This window comes from Nocardia aurantia (assembly GCF_009604425.1).
Taxonomy (GTDB): domain Bacteria; phylum Actinomycetota; class Actinomycetes; order Mycobacteriales; family Mycobacteriaceae; genus Nocardia; species Nocardia aurantia.
On the sequence record NZ_WEGI01000002.1, the window covers coordinates 578276 to 594362 of the forward strand.

Annotated in this window: 14 protein-coding genes; 9 read left to right on the top strand and 5 right to left on the bottom strand. The window is 71.2% G+C overall.

Translation table 11 applies throughout. The features are described 5' to 3' along the window. Nucleotides 1-80: 80 nt before the first annotated feature. Nucleotides 81-254 (bottom strand): hypothetical protein, encoded by a 174-nt coding sequence (locus tag NRB56_RS06015; RefSeq protein ID WP_153339434.1) that lies wholly within the window; start codon nucleotides 252-254, stop codon nucleotides 81-83. Nucleotides 255-496: 242 nt separating this feature from the next. Here NRB56_RS06015 and NRB56_RS06020 point away from each other — a divergent pair, with 242 nt between their 5' ends. From NRB56_RS06020 to NRB56_RS40045, 7 genes are all read left to right on the top strand, one after another. Next, complete coding sequence (locus NRB56_RS06020) at nucleotides 497-2170, top strand: CocE/NonD family hydrolase (RefSeq protein ID WP_319942611.1); 1674 nt, start codon at nucleotides 497-499, stop codon at nucleotides 2168-2170. After that, nucleotides 2167-3522 carry a M20/M25/M40 family metallo-hydrolase gene (locus NRB56_RS06025; RefSeq protein ID WP_153339435.1) on the top strand — a complete coding sequence of 452 codons (1356 nt, stop codon included), beginning with the start codon at nucleotides 2167-2169 and terminating at the stop codon, nucleotides 3520-3522. The genes NRB56_RS06020 and NRB56_RS06025 overlap by 4 nt, the downstream gene beginning before the upstream one ends. A 134-nt stretch (nucleotides 3523-3656) precedes the next feature. Next, on the top strand, nucleotides 3657-4517 hold the full coding sequence (locus tag NRB56_RS06030; RefSeq protein WP_319942612.1) for an alpha/beta hydrolase: 861 nt from the start codon (nucleotides 3657-3659) through the stop codon (nucleotides 4515-4517). A gap of 9 nt (nucleotides 4518-4526) precedes the next feature. Next, complete coding sequence (locus tag NRB56_RS06035; protein ID WP_153339436.1) at nucleotides 4527-5000, top strand: 6,7-dimethyl-8-ribityllumazine synthase; 474 nt, start codon at nucleotides 4527-4529, stop codon at nucleotides 4998-5000. 130 nt (nucleotides 5001-5130) lie between these two features. Continuing rightward, a complete protein-coding gene (locus NRB56_RS06040; RefSeq protein WP_319942613.1) occupies nucleotides 5131-5856 on the top strand; it encodes a polysaccharide deacetylase family protein in 726 nt (241 codons plus the stop codon). Beyond that, complete coding sequence (locus tag NRB56_RS06045) at nucleotides 5853-7214, top strand: glycosyltransferase (protein WP_227837197.1); 1362 nt, start codon at nucleotides 5853-5855, stop codon at nucleotides 7212-7214. Before NRB56_RS06040 ends, NRB56_RS06045 begins: the two co-directional genes overlap by 4 nt. Nucleotides 7215-7292: 78 nt before the next feature. Continuing rightward, nucleotides 7293-9620 carry a galactose oxidase-like domain-containing protein gene (locus tag NRB56_RS40045; RefSeq protein WP_319942614.1) on the top strand — a complete coding sequence of 776 codons (2328 nt, stop codon included), beginning with the start codon at nucleotides 7293-7295 and terminating at the stop codon, nucleotides 9618-9620. A 79-nt stretch (nucleotides 9621-9699) separates the two neighbouring features. Here NRB56_RS40045 and NRB56_RS06055 read toward each other — a convergent pair whose 3' ends face one another. Continuing rightward, a complete protein-coding gene (locus NRB56_RS06055) occupies nucleotides 9700-10455 on the bottom strand; it encodes an SDR family oxidoreductase (RefSeq protein ID WP_153339437.1) in 756 nt (251 codons plus the stop codon). Between the two features lie 79 nt (nucleotides 10456-10534). Between NRB56_RS06055 and NRB56_RS06060 the strand changes: the two genes are divergently transcribed. Beyond that, nucleotides 10535-11140 carry a TetR/AcrR family transcriptional regulator gene (locus NRB56_RS06060; RefSeq protein ID WP_153339438.1) on the top strand — a complete coding sequence of 202 codons (606 nt, stop codon included), beginning with the start codon at nucleotides 10535-10537 and terminating at the stop codon, nucleotides 11138-11140. Nucleotides 11141-11197: 57 nt separating this feature from the next. Here the strand turns inward: NRB56_RS06060 and NRB56_RS06065 are convergent, their stop codons facing one another. The 3 genes from NRB56_RS06065 to NRB56_RS06075 all read right to left on the bottom strand — a co-directional run bounded on the left by NRB56_RS06065 (nucleotide 11198) and on the right by NRB56_RS06075 (nucleotide 13942). Beyond that, on the bottom strand, nucleotides 11198-11968 hold the full coding sequence (locus NRB56_RS06065; RefSeq protein WP_319942615.1) for a PaaI family thioesterase: 771 nt from the start codon (nucleotides 11966-11968) through the stop codon (nucleotides 11198-11200). Nucleotides 11969-12142: 174 nt separating this feature from the next. Then, nucleotides 12143-12910 carry an isocitrate lyase/PEP mutase family protein gene (locus NRB56_RS06070; protein ID WP_153339439.1) on the bottom strand — a complete coding sequence of 256 codons (768 nt, stop codon included), beginning with the start codon at nucleotides 12908-12910 and terminating at the stop codon, nucleotides 12143-12145. Between the two features lie 159 nt (nucleotides 12911-13069). Beyond that, nucleotides 13070-13942, bottom strand: a complete 873-nt coding sequence (locus NRB56_RS06075; RefSeq protein ID WP_153339440.1) for an NAD-dependent epimerase/dehydratase family protein — start codon at nucleotides 13940-13942, stop codon at nucleotides 13070-13072. 563 nt (nucleotides 13943-14505) lie between these two features. On the opposite strand from NRB56_RS06075, the gene pdxR reads away from it, so the two are divergent. Continuing rightward, nucleotides 14506-15888, top strand: coding sequence for a MocR-like pyridoxine biosynthesis transcription factor PdxR (gene pdxR, locus NRB56_RS06080; RefSeq protein ID WP_227837198.1), 1383 nt, complete (start codon nucleotides 14506-14508; stop codon nucleotides 15886-15888). The last annotated feature ends 199 nt before the right edge of the window (nucleotides 15889-16087 follow it).

Sequence of the window (16087 nt, forward strand, 5' to 3'; positions counted from 1 at the left end):
GGGATTCACAGCGGTCTCACACCTGAGTCGATGCGAAAGAGACTGCCGTACAACGAGAACGGGTCGGAGGTGGGACGACGTCAGAGATGCGGATGGTGCCCCAGGGAGGCGCTGAACACGGAGGCGGGACGGCGACCGGCGGCCAGGTTGACCCGCTCCTGCGGGGTCAGCACGTGCCGGGAGTACATGCGGCGGGCCCGATCACGCAGGGCGGCCAGCAAACGGACCCGCGACGGGGTATCAACAGCGGACATGGCGGAACTCCTCGTGGTGAAATCGTCAACCCCCCTGGGTGGGCGGAATGTCTATTCTCGCACGTTATTACCCTCGATGTCGTCAAAAATTCATGAAGAGTTCACGAAGATTGCCTCGCGACCTGCATCGACTACGTAAAGCAGCTGGTCACAAGCTATTTCGGCGCGACCTTCCCGGCTTCCGCAGTGGCCCCGAGTTTCCCGGGCTGGACCCGCAGTCCGGCACAACCGACAATACAAACGTGGCCCGTATCCTCCTGACGCGCGCGCTGCGCCGCTGGCTGCCGGCCGTGCTCGGCCTGTTGCTGCCGGTGCTGGCGATTCCCCTTCCCGCGGAAGCCGATCCACTGGTCCCCCACCGATGGCACGAGGAGTTCCTCACCACCCCGGACGGGATCAGGCTGCACGCGGATGTGCTGCGCCCGAGCGGATTACCCGACGACGCGCGAACCCCGGTGGTACTGACCGTGAGCCCGTACCGCGCCCACCTCGCCTATCTGACCGAACCGCGCCCCGGCGGCGGCCCGTCCACCACCGACCTGCCGGCGAATCTGTTCCTTTCGGCGGGGTACACGTACGTGATCGCCGACCTGCGCGGCTTCGGCGGCTCCAGCGGCTGCCCGGACTTCGGCGGCCCGGGCGAACGGACCGATGTGCACACCGCGGTGGAATGGGCTGCCGCGCAACCCTGGTCGACGGGCCGGGTCGGCATGATCGGCACCTCCTACGAGGGCTGGACCGGATTGATGGGCCTGGCCACCCAGCCACGGGGGCTCGCGGCGGTGGCGGCGTTCGAACCGGTCGTCGACCCCTACTCCTACCTGTACATGCAGGGCATCTCGTGGAAGTTCTCCGGAAAACCGGTGACCGAGAACGGAGTCCGGCCCGCCGATCTGGCCGGCCTGGAACATCTGCTGATCTCCGCGACCCCGCCGCACCCCGGCGACTCACCCGAGTACCGCGCGAACGCGGCTCGGGCACCGCTGGACTGCGCCCCGCCGTATCTGGCCGGCGTCATGAACCACGACGGCGCCACCGACTTCTGGCGCGAGCGTGATCTGGTGGACCGGCTGCGCGGCAACACGATTCCGCTGTTCCTCGGCCAGGGCTTCGTCGACTACAACACCCGCCCGGACCGGATCTTCGAGCTGTGGAACGGGCTCGGGCCCGGCGAGCAGCGCGCCTGGTTCGGCCAGTGGGGGCACCGCACCTGTCACATCGACTGCGGCACACCACAATTCGACACCGAGTTGCTGGCCTTCTTCGATCGGCACGTGGCCGGCCGGGACGTCGAGGTGCCCGGCCCGCACATCACCGTCGGCCAGTTCGACGGCCGCTGGCGCGCGGAGGACGCCTGGCCGCCACGGGATTCACGGCCCGTCCCGATGCCGCTGCGCACCGGCGACTACACCGACCGTGGCTTCCCGCCCGGCCCGGATCGCGAGATCTGGTCGGTGTCACAGCCGTTGGACCGGGATCAGCACCTGTCCGGGATCCCGGTCGCCACCGTGACCGCCGTCGGGCCGCCGGACGCCACCGTCGCGGTCGAGCTGTACGACGTGGCCCCGGACGGGGTGGGCACCGTGATCACCCGCGGCATCGGCCCGGCCGGCGCCGGGTCGGTGCGCCTGCTGGCCCAGGACTGGCCGATCCCGGCCGGGCACCGGATCGCTGCCCGGATCACCGATGTCGTGGACGACGTCTGGTCGCACGCGCCGGCCTTCGCCCGGGTATCGGTACGGGCCGCCCGCGTCGACCTGCCGCTGCTCACCGGGATCCGCGATCCGGACCTCACCGGCGCCGTCACCGACGGCATCGTCAAATGGCGGGCGCAGAAGATCACGGCGATCCGGCCCGACGTGTTGAACAATGACGGGGTGACCGTTCCGTTTCCCGACCGCACCGGCGACCGATGACCAGCGGCATCGCCCCGGCCGTCGGCGTCGACGACCGCACCGCCGAACGGCTCGCGGCCGCCCTGCGCTGCATCACCGTCTCCCGCGACACCGGTGACCGGGACGACACCGAATTCCGGCGGCTCGGCGAGCAACTCGACCGGGACTATCCGCTCGTGCACGCCGAACTGGCGCTCGAACGATTCGGCCACAGCCGCCTGTACCGCTGGGACGGCGCGGAGCCGGGGCAGCCCGCCGCGATCCTGCTGGCACATCTGGACGTGGTGCCCGCCGACGACGAAAGGCTGTGGACCCATCCGCCGTTCGCCGGGGTCGTCGACGACGAATTCGTCTGGGGCCGTGGCGCCATCGACGACAAGAGCCGGGTGCTGGCCGTGCTGGAGGCCGTGGAGGCGCTGCTCGCCGCGGGCCGCCGCCCCCGCCGCACGATCTATCTGGCCTTCGGCCACGACGAGGAGCTCAGTGGCGCCGACGGCGCGGCCCGGATGGCCACCCGCCTGCGCGAGCTCGGCGTACGGGCCGACCTGCTGCTGGACGAGGGCGGCGTGATCACCACCGGCCTCGCCGCCGGCGTGGAGCGACCGCTCGGCAACATCTTCATCGGCGAAAAGGGCTGGGCCACGGTGAAATTGACGGTGGTCGAGCCCGGCGGTCACTCGTCGATGCCGGGCCGGGACACCGCCGTGAGCCGGATCGCCCGCGCGGTGGCGCGGATCCAGGACCATCCGATGCCGCTGCGGATGACCCCCGTGGTGGCCGAGATGCTGCGCCGGGCGCGTCCGGCGATGGCCGAACCGCGCCGCAGCGCGCTGCGGCTGCTCCCGGTGGTCTCGCCGGTCGTGACCCGCATCCTGGCGACCCGGCCGCAGACCGAGGCGATGGTCCGCACCACCGCCGCGGCGACGGTGATCCACGGCGGCGTGAAGGCCAACGTGCTGCCGCAACGGGCCGAGGCGCTGGTGAATTTCCGTATCCTGCCCGGTGATTCGGTGGCCGGGGTGCTCGAGCACTGCCGCCGGGTGGTCCGCGACCCCGAGGTGCGGGTGGAACTCGACGGACCGGTCGCCGAGCCGTCGCGGATCGGCGCACCCGGCCCGGCCTACGATCTGGTCGCCGAGGTGGCCTGCGCGGTGGTCCCCGGGATCGTGCCGACCATCGGAATCGTGCCGGGCGCAACCGATTCCCGGCACTACGACGGCCTGGCCGGCACCCGCTGCAACTTCGCCCCGATCGTCCTCGACGAGGTCGATCTCGGCCGGATCCACGGCGCCGACGAACGCCTGTCCCGCACCAACTACGGCCGGCTCATCGACTTCAACCACCGGCTGCTCGACCGCCTGTGCACGCTGTAGGTCCCGCGGCGGAAACCGCGGCGGATCGGCGCGTCTCGTGCGACCATGGGGAGCCGCGCGGGCTCGCGACCGGGACCGGAACACTCGCGGCGGGACAGCCGGACGTGCGGAGATCGGGAGAAAGGCGGGCCGTGGTGCCGCGTACCGAAACCAGCCGGTTCGACGGGAAGGGCGGCCGGATCTTCTGGCGCGCCTGGCTGCCCGACGGCGAGGTCCGCGCGGTGGCGACCCTCGTACACGGCGTCGGTGAGCATTCCGGGCGCTACGAACATGTCGGGCAGCGGCTGGCCGAGCACGGATTCGCCACCTACGCCGACGACCACATCGGTCACGGGCAATCCGCCGGCGGCGGCGCGAACATCGAATCGCTGGACGAGGCGGCCGACAACGAGGCCACGATGCTCGACCTCGCCACGCAACGGCATCCCGGCCTGCCGCGGTTCGTCCTCGGCCACAGCATGGGCAGCCTGATCGCGCTCTACCTCGTGACCCGCGGCCCACTGGACCTCACCGGCCTGGTGGTCTCGGCGCCGCCGCTGATCCAGCAGCCCGCCAACCCGGTCGAACGGGCCGCGTGGCCGGTCCTGACCCGGCTGGCGCCGGTGCTCAGCAGGCGCGCTCCCGGCCTGGGCGTCGTGAAGTTGGACACGTCGGCGATCAGCCGCGACGCTGAGGTGGTCACCGCCTACCACGCCGATCCGCTGGTCCACCACGGTGCGCTGCCCGCCCGGACGGCGGCAGAGATCCTGCGCGGCGCCGCGTTCGTGCAGGCGCACCTGGATCGGCTGACCCTGCCCACCCTGGTGTTGCAGGGCAGCGCCGACCGGCTGGCCCCGCCCGCGGGCGCCGATCTGGTCGAGCAGCGCGCGGCCGCGACCGACCTCACGGTGATCCGCTACCCGGGCCTGTTCCACGAGGTCTTCAACGAGCCGGAGCAGGAGACAGTGCTCGGGGACCTGGTCGGCTGGCTGGAGGCGCATCTGCCCCCGCAGTAGGATCCGGCCATGGGTACCGACACCGGCCGCATCGCATTCGTCCGCGCGAACTGGCATCGCGCGATCGTGAACCAGGCCTACGAAGGCTTCCTGGCCGAGTACCGGGATCTCGGCTACCAGCCGGAGACGGTCGACGTGTTCGATGTGCCGGGCGCCTTCGAGATCCCGCTGCACGCCCAGCGGCTGGCCCGCAGCGGCGGTTATTCGGCCATCGTAGCCGCCGCTCTGGTGGTCGACGGCGGCATCTACCGGCACGAGTTCGTCGCCGGTGCGGTGATCGACGGCCTGATGCGCGTCCAGCTCGACCACGATGTGCCGGTGTTCTCGGTCGTGCTCACCCCGCACCACTTCCACGAGCACAGCGAGCACGTGAACTATTTCACCGACCACTTCCGCACCAAGGGCGCCGAGGCGGCGCGCGCGCTGGCCACCACGTTGAGCTCGCTGCGCACCCTCCCGGCACCCGCCGCAGGCCGCGGCTGACCGACCGGTCGGCACAACCGCAAAGCGCCGGGTCAGCAAGGCTGTTCGCGGCCGGGAACCGACATCAGAAGTACGGCAACTCAACCCTGCTGTTCAGCTGACGGCAACCAGCCGCTGCTAGCGTGCGCGCGTGTCCGCACAGTTGGTGGTGAGTGTCCATGACGTGGCTCCGGCGACGGACGCCGAGACCGCGCGGTGGTGCGCCGATGCCGATTCGTTCGGTATTCCGGTGTCGCTGTTGGTGATTCCGGGTCCGTGGCGAGGGGCCCGCCTGTCCGAGGCGCCGGAGTACGGGATGTTCCTGCGGGAGCGGCGCGCGCACGGCGACGAGATCATGTTGCACGGCTGGGAACATCGCGCGCCCGCCGAGGGCGCGCCGCTGCGCCGCGCGGTGGCCCGGGCGGTGGCGCGCGGCGCCGCCGAATTCGCCGCGCTGGAGACCGCCGGCGCCGACGACCGGTTACGCCGGGCGATCGCGGTGATGGACGAGATGGGGCTGGCGACAACCGGATTCACCCCGCCCGGCTGGCTCGCCTCGCCGGCCGCGCTGCAGGTGCTGACCCGCGCCGGATTTTCGCACACCACAGACCATTTCGGCCTGCTGGATCTGCGCACCGGTCAGCGCCGGCGCGGGTTCGCGCTGTCGCAGCGGCCCGGCGGCACCGGGGAGCGGATGGCGGCCGGACTGATGCAACGGCTGGCGCGCCGATCGGCCCGGCGCGGTGGATTCGTCCGCATCGCATTGCATCCCGACGATCTGCACCGGCCCGGCCTGCGCACCGCCGCGCTGCGCGCCATCGAATCCGCGCTGTCGGCGGGCGCGGAGGCCACCACCTACGCCGGAGTGATCGAATGATGCGCATCGTGCAGCTGGCCAATTTCTACACGCCAGCCTCCGGGGGGCTGCGCACCTGTGTCGACGAGATCGGCCGCGGCTATCTGGCCGCCGGCCACGAGCGGGTGCTGGTGGTGCCCGGCCTGTCCGACGACGACGAGCAGACTCCGTCCGGACGCCGGATCACCGTGCGCGGCCCGCGATTCGGCGGCGCCGGCTACCACATGCTGACCGCCCGCCGCACCCGCCCGTTGCTCGAGGAACTGGCGCCGGACGTGATCGAGTGCAGCGACAAGCTGAGCGTGCGCTGGCTCGCGCCCTGGGCCCGCCGCGCCGGGGTGCCGCTGGTGCTGTTCTCGCACGAGCGCATCGACGCGATCCTGCGCGCCCGGGTGCCGCGCGGATTCCCGCTGTCGGCGGCGGCCGACGTGGCCAACCGGCGGCTGGCCGCGCGGGCCGAGAAGATCGTCGTCACTTCGGGTTTCGCACGCACCGAATTCACCCGGATCGGGGCGGGCAACGTGCACCGGGTGCCGCTGGGCGTGGATCTGGACACCTTCCACCCGCAGGCGGTCGCGCGGCTGGATCCGGACGTGGTGGCGATCCGGCCGCCCGGCGACGCCGAGAAGCGGCCCACCCGGCCGCTTCCGGTCCGGCCGCGCGCCGGATTGCCACTGGCCCGGCCGGAATACGCGGTGGTCCGGCGCAATGCGGCCTTGCGGCGTACCGCCTCGATCACCGTGCGCGGCGATCGGGTGCGGCACAACGTAATCCGGCCGCTGTTACCGGCCCGGCACGGCGGCCCGATCCGCCTCGGCGACGAGACCGCGGCCCGCACCTCGCCCGCCGGGCCGACGGTGCGGCTGGTCACGGTGAGCCGGCTGTCCCGCGAGAAGCGGCCCGAGCGCGCGATCGATGCCCTGGAGTTGTTGCGCGACAGCGGGGTTCGCGCCGAGCTGACCGTGATCGGCGACGGCCCGCTGCGCGATCGCCTGCACCGCCGGGCCGCGGATCTGCCGGTGCGGTTCCTCGGACACGTCAACGACCGGGACGCGGTCGCCGGGTGGGTGGCCGCCGCCGACATCGCGATCTGCCCCTCGCCCGCCGAGACCTTCGGCCTCGCGGTACTGGAGGCGCTGGCCTGCGGCACGCCGGTGGTGGTGCCGCACGACGGCGCCGCCCGCGAACTGCTCGGCCCGGCCGGATCCGGTATCGAATGCGACGGCACCCCCGCGGGTCTGGCCGACGGCGTCCGTACCCTGCTCACGGTGCCCGCACCGGATCGGCGCAACGCGGCCCGGCTGGCCGCCGAACGCTTCCCGTGGTCGACCACGGTCGCCGGGATGCTCGCGCTGTACGCCGACTACACCGCGATGTGACCGCGGGACGGTAGCGGGCACCGGACGAATCACCCTTCCCGGTCGGCACTTCCGGCCGCGAGCGGTCACCATGGTGGGGTGGCAGGGCAATTCGTTCCGATCCCGGATTGGTTCTCCTGGGAGAACCAGGACGGCGGGATCGCGGTGGCGGACATCGACGGCGACGGCGAACCCGACGTCGTGGTGCTGATGGTCGACAACCCGGCGGGCCAGAACACCGGCAACTACCGGATCGGCACCCGGCTCGCCGCCGACGGCACCGTGTCGGCGTGGGGCCCTTGGCTTTCCGTTCCCGACTGGTGGGGCTGGGAGAATCAGGGCGCGGGCCTCGCGCTGGCCGACCTGTCGGGCAGCGGCCGGCTCGACATGGTCGTGCTCACCGTCGACCATCCGGAACGGGGCAATCACGGAAAGTATCGGATCGCCCGCGATCTCGCCGCCGACGGCACGGTCACCGGCGGCTGGACACCCTGGCTGGACATTCCGGACTGGTACGGCTGGCAGAACCAGGGCGCCGACATCTGCCTCACCGAGATCGACGGCGAACACGTCCTCGTCGTCCTCACCGTCGACAACCCCGAGGGTCAGAACGCCGGTCGGTTCCGGCTCGGCAAGGGCCTCACCGCCGACGGCGCGGTGACGGAATGGACCGCGTGGCTGGCGATTCCGGACTGGTGGGGCTGGGAAAACCAGGGCGCGGGCGTCACCGCGGCCGACCTGGACGGCGACGGCCGCCCGGAACTGATCGTGTTCACCGTCGACCATCCCGCCGGCGGCAACGCCGGGCTGTACACGGTCGGCTGGGGTCTCGACGGCACCGGGCACTGCGTCGACGGCTGGAGCCGCTGGTCGCACGTGCCGGACTGGGGGTTCGCGCAGAACCAGGGCGCCGCCGTCGCGGTACTGCCCACCGCCGCGGCGCTGCCGGAGCTGGTCGTCCTCGCCATCGACAATCCGGCGGGCGGCAACCAGGGCTACCTGCGCGTGCTCGACCCGGATCTCGATGTGGCACAGGGCGCCACACTCGGGGCGTGGCGGATCCTCGACTTCGGCACCGAGATCAACCCGGTGCACGCCGCCCTGCTGCACACCGGCGACGTGCTGTTCTACGCCGGCTCCGGCAACGATCCCGATCGCGAGCCGACCCGCGAATTCGCCACGCGCGTCTGGCATTACCCACGCCCCGGCCTGTCCGCTCCCCCGCTGACCGTCGACCTCTTCTGCTCCGCACAGGCTTTCCTGCCGGACGGCCGGCTGCTGGCCGCGGGCGGCACCGAGCAGTACGACCCGTTCTTCGGGCTGCGCGACGCGCTGCTGTTCGATCCCGCGACTCTCGCCTGGAACCCGTTGGCGGACATGGCCTTCGGACGCTGGTACCCGAGCCTGGCCGCGCTGCCGGACGGCCGGGTGGTGGCCACCTCCGGACTGGATACGGACGGCTTCCTCGCGGAGACCCCCGAGATGTTCGATCCGGCCACCGAAACCTGGTCGCAGCTGCCGATACCCGGCCCGATCCCGATGTTCGGCCATCTGGTGCTGCTCGCCGACGGCCGGCTGTTCTACACCGGCGGCCAGTACGGCGGCAACAACGGTATGCACCCGTCGATCTGGGATCCCGCCACCGGCGCGGTGACGGTGGTGAACGGCCTGGCGGATCCCGATTCGCGCAACCAGTCCACCAGCGTTCTGCTGCCGCCCGCGCAGGACCAGACGGTGATGCTGATCGGCGGTGGCGGATACGACCCGCACCAGCCCTCCCCCGCGACCGCCGACACCCGCGTCGCCGACCTGAGCACCGCGGCCCCGGTGTACCGGCCGGGCCCGCCACTGGAATTCGCGCGCATGCACGTGAGCGCGGTCGTCCTGCCGGACCGCACGGTGCTGGTCTGCGGCGGCGCCGCCATGGAGGAGATGGGCATGATGGCCCCGCCGCACGCCGAACTGCTCGACCCGGCCACCGAAACCTGGAATCCGACCGCGCCCCAACGGGTTCCGCGCCTCTACCATTCGGTGGCGCTACTCACCCCGGACGGCAAGGTGGTCACCGCGGGCTCCAATCCGGCCCGCAAGACCGAGGAGACCCGCATCGAGGTGTTCTGGCCGCCCTATCTGTTCCGGGGCCCGAGGCCGGATCTGCGCCTGGACACCGAAAACGCCGGATACGGCGGCACTCTCACCGTGACCACCACCGCCGCCGTGCGCGAGGTCAGCCTGCTGCACCCGACCACATGCACCCATTCGTGCGACAACAGCCAACGCCTGATCGACCTCTCCTTCACCGGCTCCGGCACCCTCACCGTCACGCTGCCGGCGAATCCGGCCCTCGCCCCGCCGGGCTGGTATCAGATGGTCGTCGTCGACACCGACGGCGTTCCGTCACACGGGCAATGGATACAGCTGAGCTGACGCCGGCCGCGATGACCGCTGTCCAGGCGGCGGTCGTGGGGACATCCCGCGCCGCCGGGGCCGGACCCATTGCCTCCGTTCACAATCCGGCTCCTCCCGTGGCGTCGACCACCCGGCCGGTGACCCAGCGCGCATCGTCGGACGCGAGAAACGCGACCACCCCGGCGATGTCCTCCGGCGTACCCACCCGGCCCAGCGCCGCCAGCGCCGCGGCACCCGCCTGCGCCTCCGGGTTGCCGCGCAGCCAGCTCGCGTTGATATCGGTGTCGATGATGCCCGGCGCGACCGAATTCGCCGTGATGCCACGCGAACCCAGCTGAGCGGCCAGATTCACGGTGAAGGTGTCCAGCGCTCCCTTGGTCGACCCGTAGGCGATCCCCGACGGCATCGCCAGACGCGCTGCGCCGCTGGAGATGTTGATGATCCGGCCTCCATCGCGCAACCGGCCCAGCCCTTCTCGCACGACGAAGAAGGGCGCGCGCACGTTCACCGCGAAGACCCGGTCGAACTCGTCCTCGGTGAGCGCGAAGATGTCGGCGGGGCTGTTGGTCCCGGCATTGTTCACGATGATGTCGACGCCGGGTACCGGCGTGGCGGCGTCGAAAGCCGTCCACAGCGCGGCCGCGTCACCATGCGCACCGAACGCGGCGTGCAGCGCGAACGCGCGCCCACCGGCCGCGCCGATCCGGGCGACGACCTCGTCGGCGGCGGCCCGATCCGACCCGTACGCCACGGCCACCACCGCGCCGTCGCGCCCGAGCCGCTCCGCGACCGCCCGGCCGATGCCCCGGCTTCCCCCGGTCACCAGCGCCACCTTGCCGTCCAGCACTCCCATGACAGCCTCACTCAATTCTTGGTCGATCAATCAAGAAATAAGGTAGCAGATATTTGAACGATCGACCTACAATTGCCGTATGCCTACGCCGGCCCGGGGACGTCCCCGCACTTTCGACCGCGATGCGGCACTGGCGACCGCGACCCGCCTGTTCTGGGAGCGTGGCTATCACGCCACCGCGCTGTCGGATCTCACCGCCGCGATGGGCATCCGCTCCGCGAGCCTGTACCAGGCGTTCGGCGACAAACAGTCCCTGTTCCGGGAGGCCGTCGCCACGTACTCCGCCGTACCCGGCGCAGATTTCGTCACCGTCGCCCTCGCCGAGGAGCCCACGGCCCGAGCCGCATTCGCGCGCCTGCTCCGCGACGCCGCGCACTTCTACAGCGACCCGTCCCATCCCCCCGGCTGCCTGGTGATCACCGCCGCCACCAACATCACCCCGCAGGACGCCGCCGTCGAGGAATATCTCCGGGGGCTGCGCCGGGCGAACCTGGACACCTTCCGTACCCGCCTCGCCGCGGCACAACACAACGGCGAGCTACCCGCCGACACCGATACCGACGCTCTCGCAGACTATTTCGCGGTGGTGGTACAGGGCATGTCCCAGCGCGCCCGCGACGGTGCCGAGAGGGCCGCGCTGGACGCGGTCGCCACCCTGGCGATGGCTTCGTGGCCCGCCGGCTGACCGCTCCGGTCAAGTCCTCGAGCCGGACGACCGCGGCGGTCCGGCCCGGGAGCCGAATCAGCCGCGGAACGTGCGAGCCGTCGCCAAGGTCGCGAGGCGGTTCTCGTTGCCCGAGTCGCGCAGTTCGACGCGGCCCACACCGTCGTAGAGGCGGGCGGTCGCGACGACCGGACCGACGCGGGCCGCCTGCAGGTAGCGCAGGCCGAGGAAGGACAGGCTGTCGCCGGGGGCCAGCGACAGTACCGCCTCCTCCGCGGCGACGGCGATCAGACCGCCGTTGACGGTATTGGAGGCGTTGAGCCCGTCCTCGGTGCGCGGGAGCACCGCCACTCCCGGGCTGCGGCGTTCGCACCCCGCGCGATCCGCGAGCGGCATCGTGAGTCGCTCGGTCGCGGCGGGCATATCGATGCTGAGGTCGCCGTGGAACTGGACGTCGGGATTCGGCGCCACCATGAACGAGGCCGCGCCGAAAGCCACCGGCACGCCGTCGACGGTGCATTCGGTCTCGGCGACGAACACCGAGCGGCCCACCTTCACCGTGCGGCCGATCATCCGCACCTCGCCCTCGCCGGGCAGCGGCCGGTAGAGGTTGACGTCGAGTTCGAGGGTGACCGGCACCCGCGGCCCCATGATCAGGGCCGCGAGCAGACCGGACACCGTGTCGGCCCAGGTCGCGAGGATGGAGGTACGCAGGTGCGCGGTGCCCGGGACGTGCATCTCGGGCGTGATCTCGGCGGTGCCGTGCAACTCGTCACCGACCTTGCGGGTGGCGAATCCGAGTTCGCGGAGAATGTGCCGGCGGTCCTCCAGCCTGGTCTCGACGGTCACTGCGCGCTCCTCACCTTCCGCACCCGACGGCCGAACCGGCGGGACCCTCAGTAGATAATGCCGTTCTACAATTCGGCAAGTACTGTTCTCACTACTGAGATTATTGATTTCAAAGTTAGCACCCGGCTGTCGCGGTGAGGTTGCGACGCCGAGTTGCCTGGATCACACCCGGACTCATGTCGCGGGGGCGTCCTGCCAACGCCGGAGCAGGCGCTCGGCCTCCGCCGCGAGCTGATACTGCAGGAACGGGCCGAAACTGATTCGGGCAGCACCTGATTCGGCGAATTGTGCCCGATCCCCGGCCTCCGGCGAGGTGATCGCGTTGACCGGCAACGGCAACGCCGCGGTCAGCCGGGCCAGCGTGGCCGGGTCGTGCCGCCCGATCGGATACAGCACATCGGCCCCCGCCTCCGCTGCCAGCAGCAGTCGAGCGACCGCGCGATCGAACCGATCCGCCGGATCACCGTCCCCGCGCAGGAACAGATCGGTCCGCGCGTTGACCACCAGCGGCACCCCGGCCGCATCGGCCGCCGCCCGCAACCCGGCCACCACATCGGCATGTTCCTGCGGCTCCCGCAGCCGGTCACCCTCACCGTGCACGGTGTCCTCGATGTTCAGACCCACCGCACCCGCCTCGAGCAACCCCTCGACCAGCCGCGCCGGCTCCAGCCCGTACCCCGATTCCGAATCGACCGACACCGGAATGTCCACCGCGGCCGTGATCTCTCGCACCCGCTCCAGCACTTGTTCGAAAGCCATCCCCTCCCCGTCCTGCGCGCCGACCGAGGCGGCGAGCGGATGGCTCCCCACCGTCAGCGCCCGAAACCCGGCCTGCTGCACCAGATTCGCCGACCAGGCGTCCCAGACCGTAGGCAGCACAACCGGATCGCCCGGCCGATGCAACTCACGAAACGCCACCGCCGTCTCGGCACGTGCACTCATCTGTCGTACTCCTTCTGTCGATGAACAACCGCCAGGACCGTGACACTCACCCTCCGCCGCGACCACCACAGCGAAAAGCACCCGCCATCAGCCGATTTCACACCTGCCGAACCCGATACCCCAGCGCGTCCCGCCCGAAACCGAGCCCCGTCCCGCCACTCACGCGCCGAAACCCGTTCGCCAACTGGGGAATTGCGGCTTCCATCCGAGCGCGCGGGCGAGGGTGCCGACCGCGCCGCGCTCCCAGCCGGCGCGACCCGGAACCGGTTCGGGGGCAGGAGCACCGTATGCCGCCGCGAGCACCGGCACCCATTCCCGGCCGGGGGCGGGTTCGTCGTCGACGATGTTCACGGTGCCGCTGGGCCACTCCAGCGCCTCGACGGCGGCGCGCGCCGCGTCCTCGACGTGCACGAAGGACGCCACCGCGTCGTTCGCCACCAGAGTCGCCATGAATCCCGCCGCCGGATCCGAGGTGTCGCCGTGCAGCACCGCGTCGGCGAGCCCGCCTCGCCGATACCAGGTGCCCGGCCCGTACAGCAGCCCGTAGCGCAGAACGACATGGTGCGGCAACTCCGCGACCGTCTCCTCCAGCGCACGCACCCCGGCGACCATACGGGCTCTCGGCTCCGGCGCGTCCACGTCCAGCGGCACGGCCTCGTCCGCCGGTCCTTCGCCCGGGGCGTAGGCCCACGAGATGGACTGCGCGACAATTCTTTCCACACCGGCGCGGCGGGCCGCATCGACCAGATGCCGGGTGCCGACCTGCCGGATCCGGCTGTTCTCGGCCGAGATCCCGCCACTGAGCGCGGTCAGCTGATGGATCACCACTTCCGGGGCCGCATCGGCCACCGCTCGCTCCACCGCCCCGGCGTCGAAGACGTCCAACCGAACCCCCTCGGCACCGAGCGCCCGCACATCGTCGACCCAGGCCGCACTGCGCGAGGTACCGATCACCCGATGCCCGGCCGTCACCAGCGCCGCGACCAACGGCCGCCCGATCGCCCCGGTGGCACCCGCCACGAAAATCCGCATCACACTCCTCACCCACGAATGTCGTTGCTGCCACACATCATTGCCACAGCGGCGGCCGACCGCAGCCGTCCGCCCGACGATCACGCTACGCATCCAGCGGTCCAATGAAATGGTCCACTCCGGACACAATAAAGTGGACCACTGACATGAGTTACCCGAACGGACACGCGACGAGTGCGAATCAGGCCCAGCCGACCGACCGCCGGCCGCCGAACAACATACCGACGACAACGGCGAAGCAGGCCCAGCCGAAGCGTCGCGGTCCGGCGAACAACGCACCCACGACAACCGCAGACCAGGCCCAGCCGGGCATCCGCCGACCGGCGAACAACGCACCCGCGGCAACGGCGGATCACGCCAAGCCGAAAGGCCGACATCAGACGAACAACGCACCTGTGACGACTACGGATCACGCCGAGCCGGGGAACCGCCGACCGGCGAACAACGCACCTACGACAACGGCGGACGAAGCCGAGTCGAAAGGTCGCGGACCAGCGAACAACGCACCCGCGACAAACGCGGACCGAGCCCAGCCGAAGCGTCGCGGTCCGGCGAACGCCGAGTTGCTGCTCGAACTGCCTCGTCACGGCACCCGGCGGCACGCACTGGAGGAGGCGCTGCGCACCGCCGTCCGCGATGGGCGGCTCGCGGCGGGGACCGGCCTGCCGTCGAGCCGGGATCTCGCCGCCCAGCTCGGACTGTCGCGCGGCACGGTCACCACGGTCTATGAGCAGTTGGTGGCCGAGGGGTGGCTGACGGCGCGGCAGGGCGCGGGAACCCGGGTCGCGGCCGGTGCCAACGCACCGGACCAGCACACTGCGGCGCCACCGAGACCGGATGCCACGCACCGCTTCGACCTGCGCCCCGGCCGCCCGGATGTCGGCGCGTTCCCGCGCAACGCCTGGGCCCGGGCGATGCGCGCCGCGCTGCGCGACGCGCCCGCCGAGGCCTTCGGCTTCGGTGATCCGCGTGGACGCCCGGAGTTGCGCACCACCCTGGCCGCCTACCTCGGACGGGTACGCGGGGTGCGGGTCGATCCCGCGTATCTGGTGATCTGCTCCGGGTACACCCAGGCGCTGGGCCTGCTCGCCGAGGTGTTCGCGGAGCTCGGCGTCGATAGGGTCGGAATGGAGGACCCCTCGATCGACGATCACGTCCGGCTGGTCGCGTCCCGGCTGCCCGTGGCCGATATCCCGTTGGACGCCAACGGAATTCGGGTGGACGCGCTGGCGGCGTCCGGTGCCCGCGTCGCCGTGTGCACCCCGGCGCACCAGTTCCCGGCCGGAGTGGCCATGTCCGCGGATCGGCGCACCGCCCTGCTGGCGTGGGCCGACGATCGCGACAGCTGGATCGTCGAGGACGACTACGACGGCGAATTCCGCTACGACCGCCACCCCACCGCCGCCCTGCAATCGCGGCGCCCCGCGCGGGTGGTGTACGTCGGCTCCACCAGCAAGACCATCGGTCCGGCGGTACGACTGGGCTGGATCGCCTGCCCACCCGCCCTCCTGGAGCCCCTGTTGGCAGCCAAACGCCGCACCCACGACTGGCGCCACCTCGATCAGCTCGCCCTCGCCCGCCTCGTCGACACCGGCGCCTACGACCGGCATTTGCGGACCGTGCGCCGCGGCTATCGACGACGCCGCGACCTGCTCACCGACGCGATCCGGAACAACCTGCCGCACAGCACGATCCGCGGCCTCGAGGCGGGCCTGCACGCGGTTCTCGAGCTCCCGCCCGGATCCACCGAGGCCGCGGCCCGCACCGCACTGACTGCCGCCTCGGTGACCACCTTCGCCCTCACCGACCTGCTCCGAACCGACCGTGATCATTACCCGCCCTCCCTGGTCATCGGCTATGCCACCCCTGCGGCCCGGGACTACCCCGCCGCGCTCGACGCCCTCACGAACGCACTGATCGGACTCGGCCCGCCACCCGCCACCTGACCACACTCACGTCACCGGACGCGGCCCGTCCCTACCACGTGACCACACTCACGCACATCGGACGCGGCCCGCGCCTACCGCGTGACCACACTCACGCACGGGATGCGACCTGTCCCTACCGCGTGACCACACTCACGCACACCGGACGCGGCCCGCGCCTACCGCGTGACCACACTCGCGCACGGGATGTGGCCCGGTC

What these genes read in the sequence shown, in the direction of transcription:
- NRB56_RS06025 (WP_153339435.1), top strand. Translation starts at nt 2,167, where the DNA reads ATGACCAGCGGCATCGCCCCGGCCGTCGGCGTCGACGACCGCACCGCC.
- NRB56_RS06070 (WP_153339439.1), bottom strand. Translation starts at nt 12,910, where the DNA reads ATGAGTGCACGTGCCGAGACGGCGGTGGCGTTTCGTGAGTTGCATCGG.
- NRB56_RS06060 (WP_153339438.1), top strand. Translation starts at nt 10,535, where the DNA reads ATGCCTACGCCGGCCCGGGGACGTCCCCGCACTTTCGACCGCGATGCG.
- NRB56_RS06055 (WP_153339437.1), bottom strand. Translation starts at nt 10,455, where the DNA reads ATGGGAGTGCTGGACGGCAAGGTGGCGCTGGTGACCGGGGGAAGCCGG.
- NRB56_RS06015 (WP_153339434.1), bottom strand. Translation starts at nt 254, where the DNA reads ATGTCCGCTGTTGATACCCCGTCGCGGGTCCGTTTGCTGGCCGCCCTG.
- NRB56_RS06045 (WP_227837197.1), top strand. Translation starts at nt 5,853, where the DNA reads ATGATGCGCATCGTGCAGCTGGCCAATTTCTACACGCCAGCCTCCGGG.
- NRB56_RS06035 (WP_153339436.1), top strand. Translation starts at nt 4,527, where the DNA reads ATGGGTACCGACACCGGCCGCATCGCATTCGTCCGCGCGAACTGGCAT.
- NRB56_RS06075 (WP_153339440.1), bottom strand. Translation starts at nt 13,942, where the DNA reads ATGCGGATTTTCGTGGCGGGTGCCACCGGGGCGATCGGGCGGCCGTTG.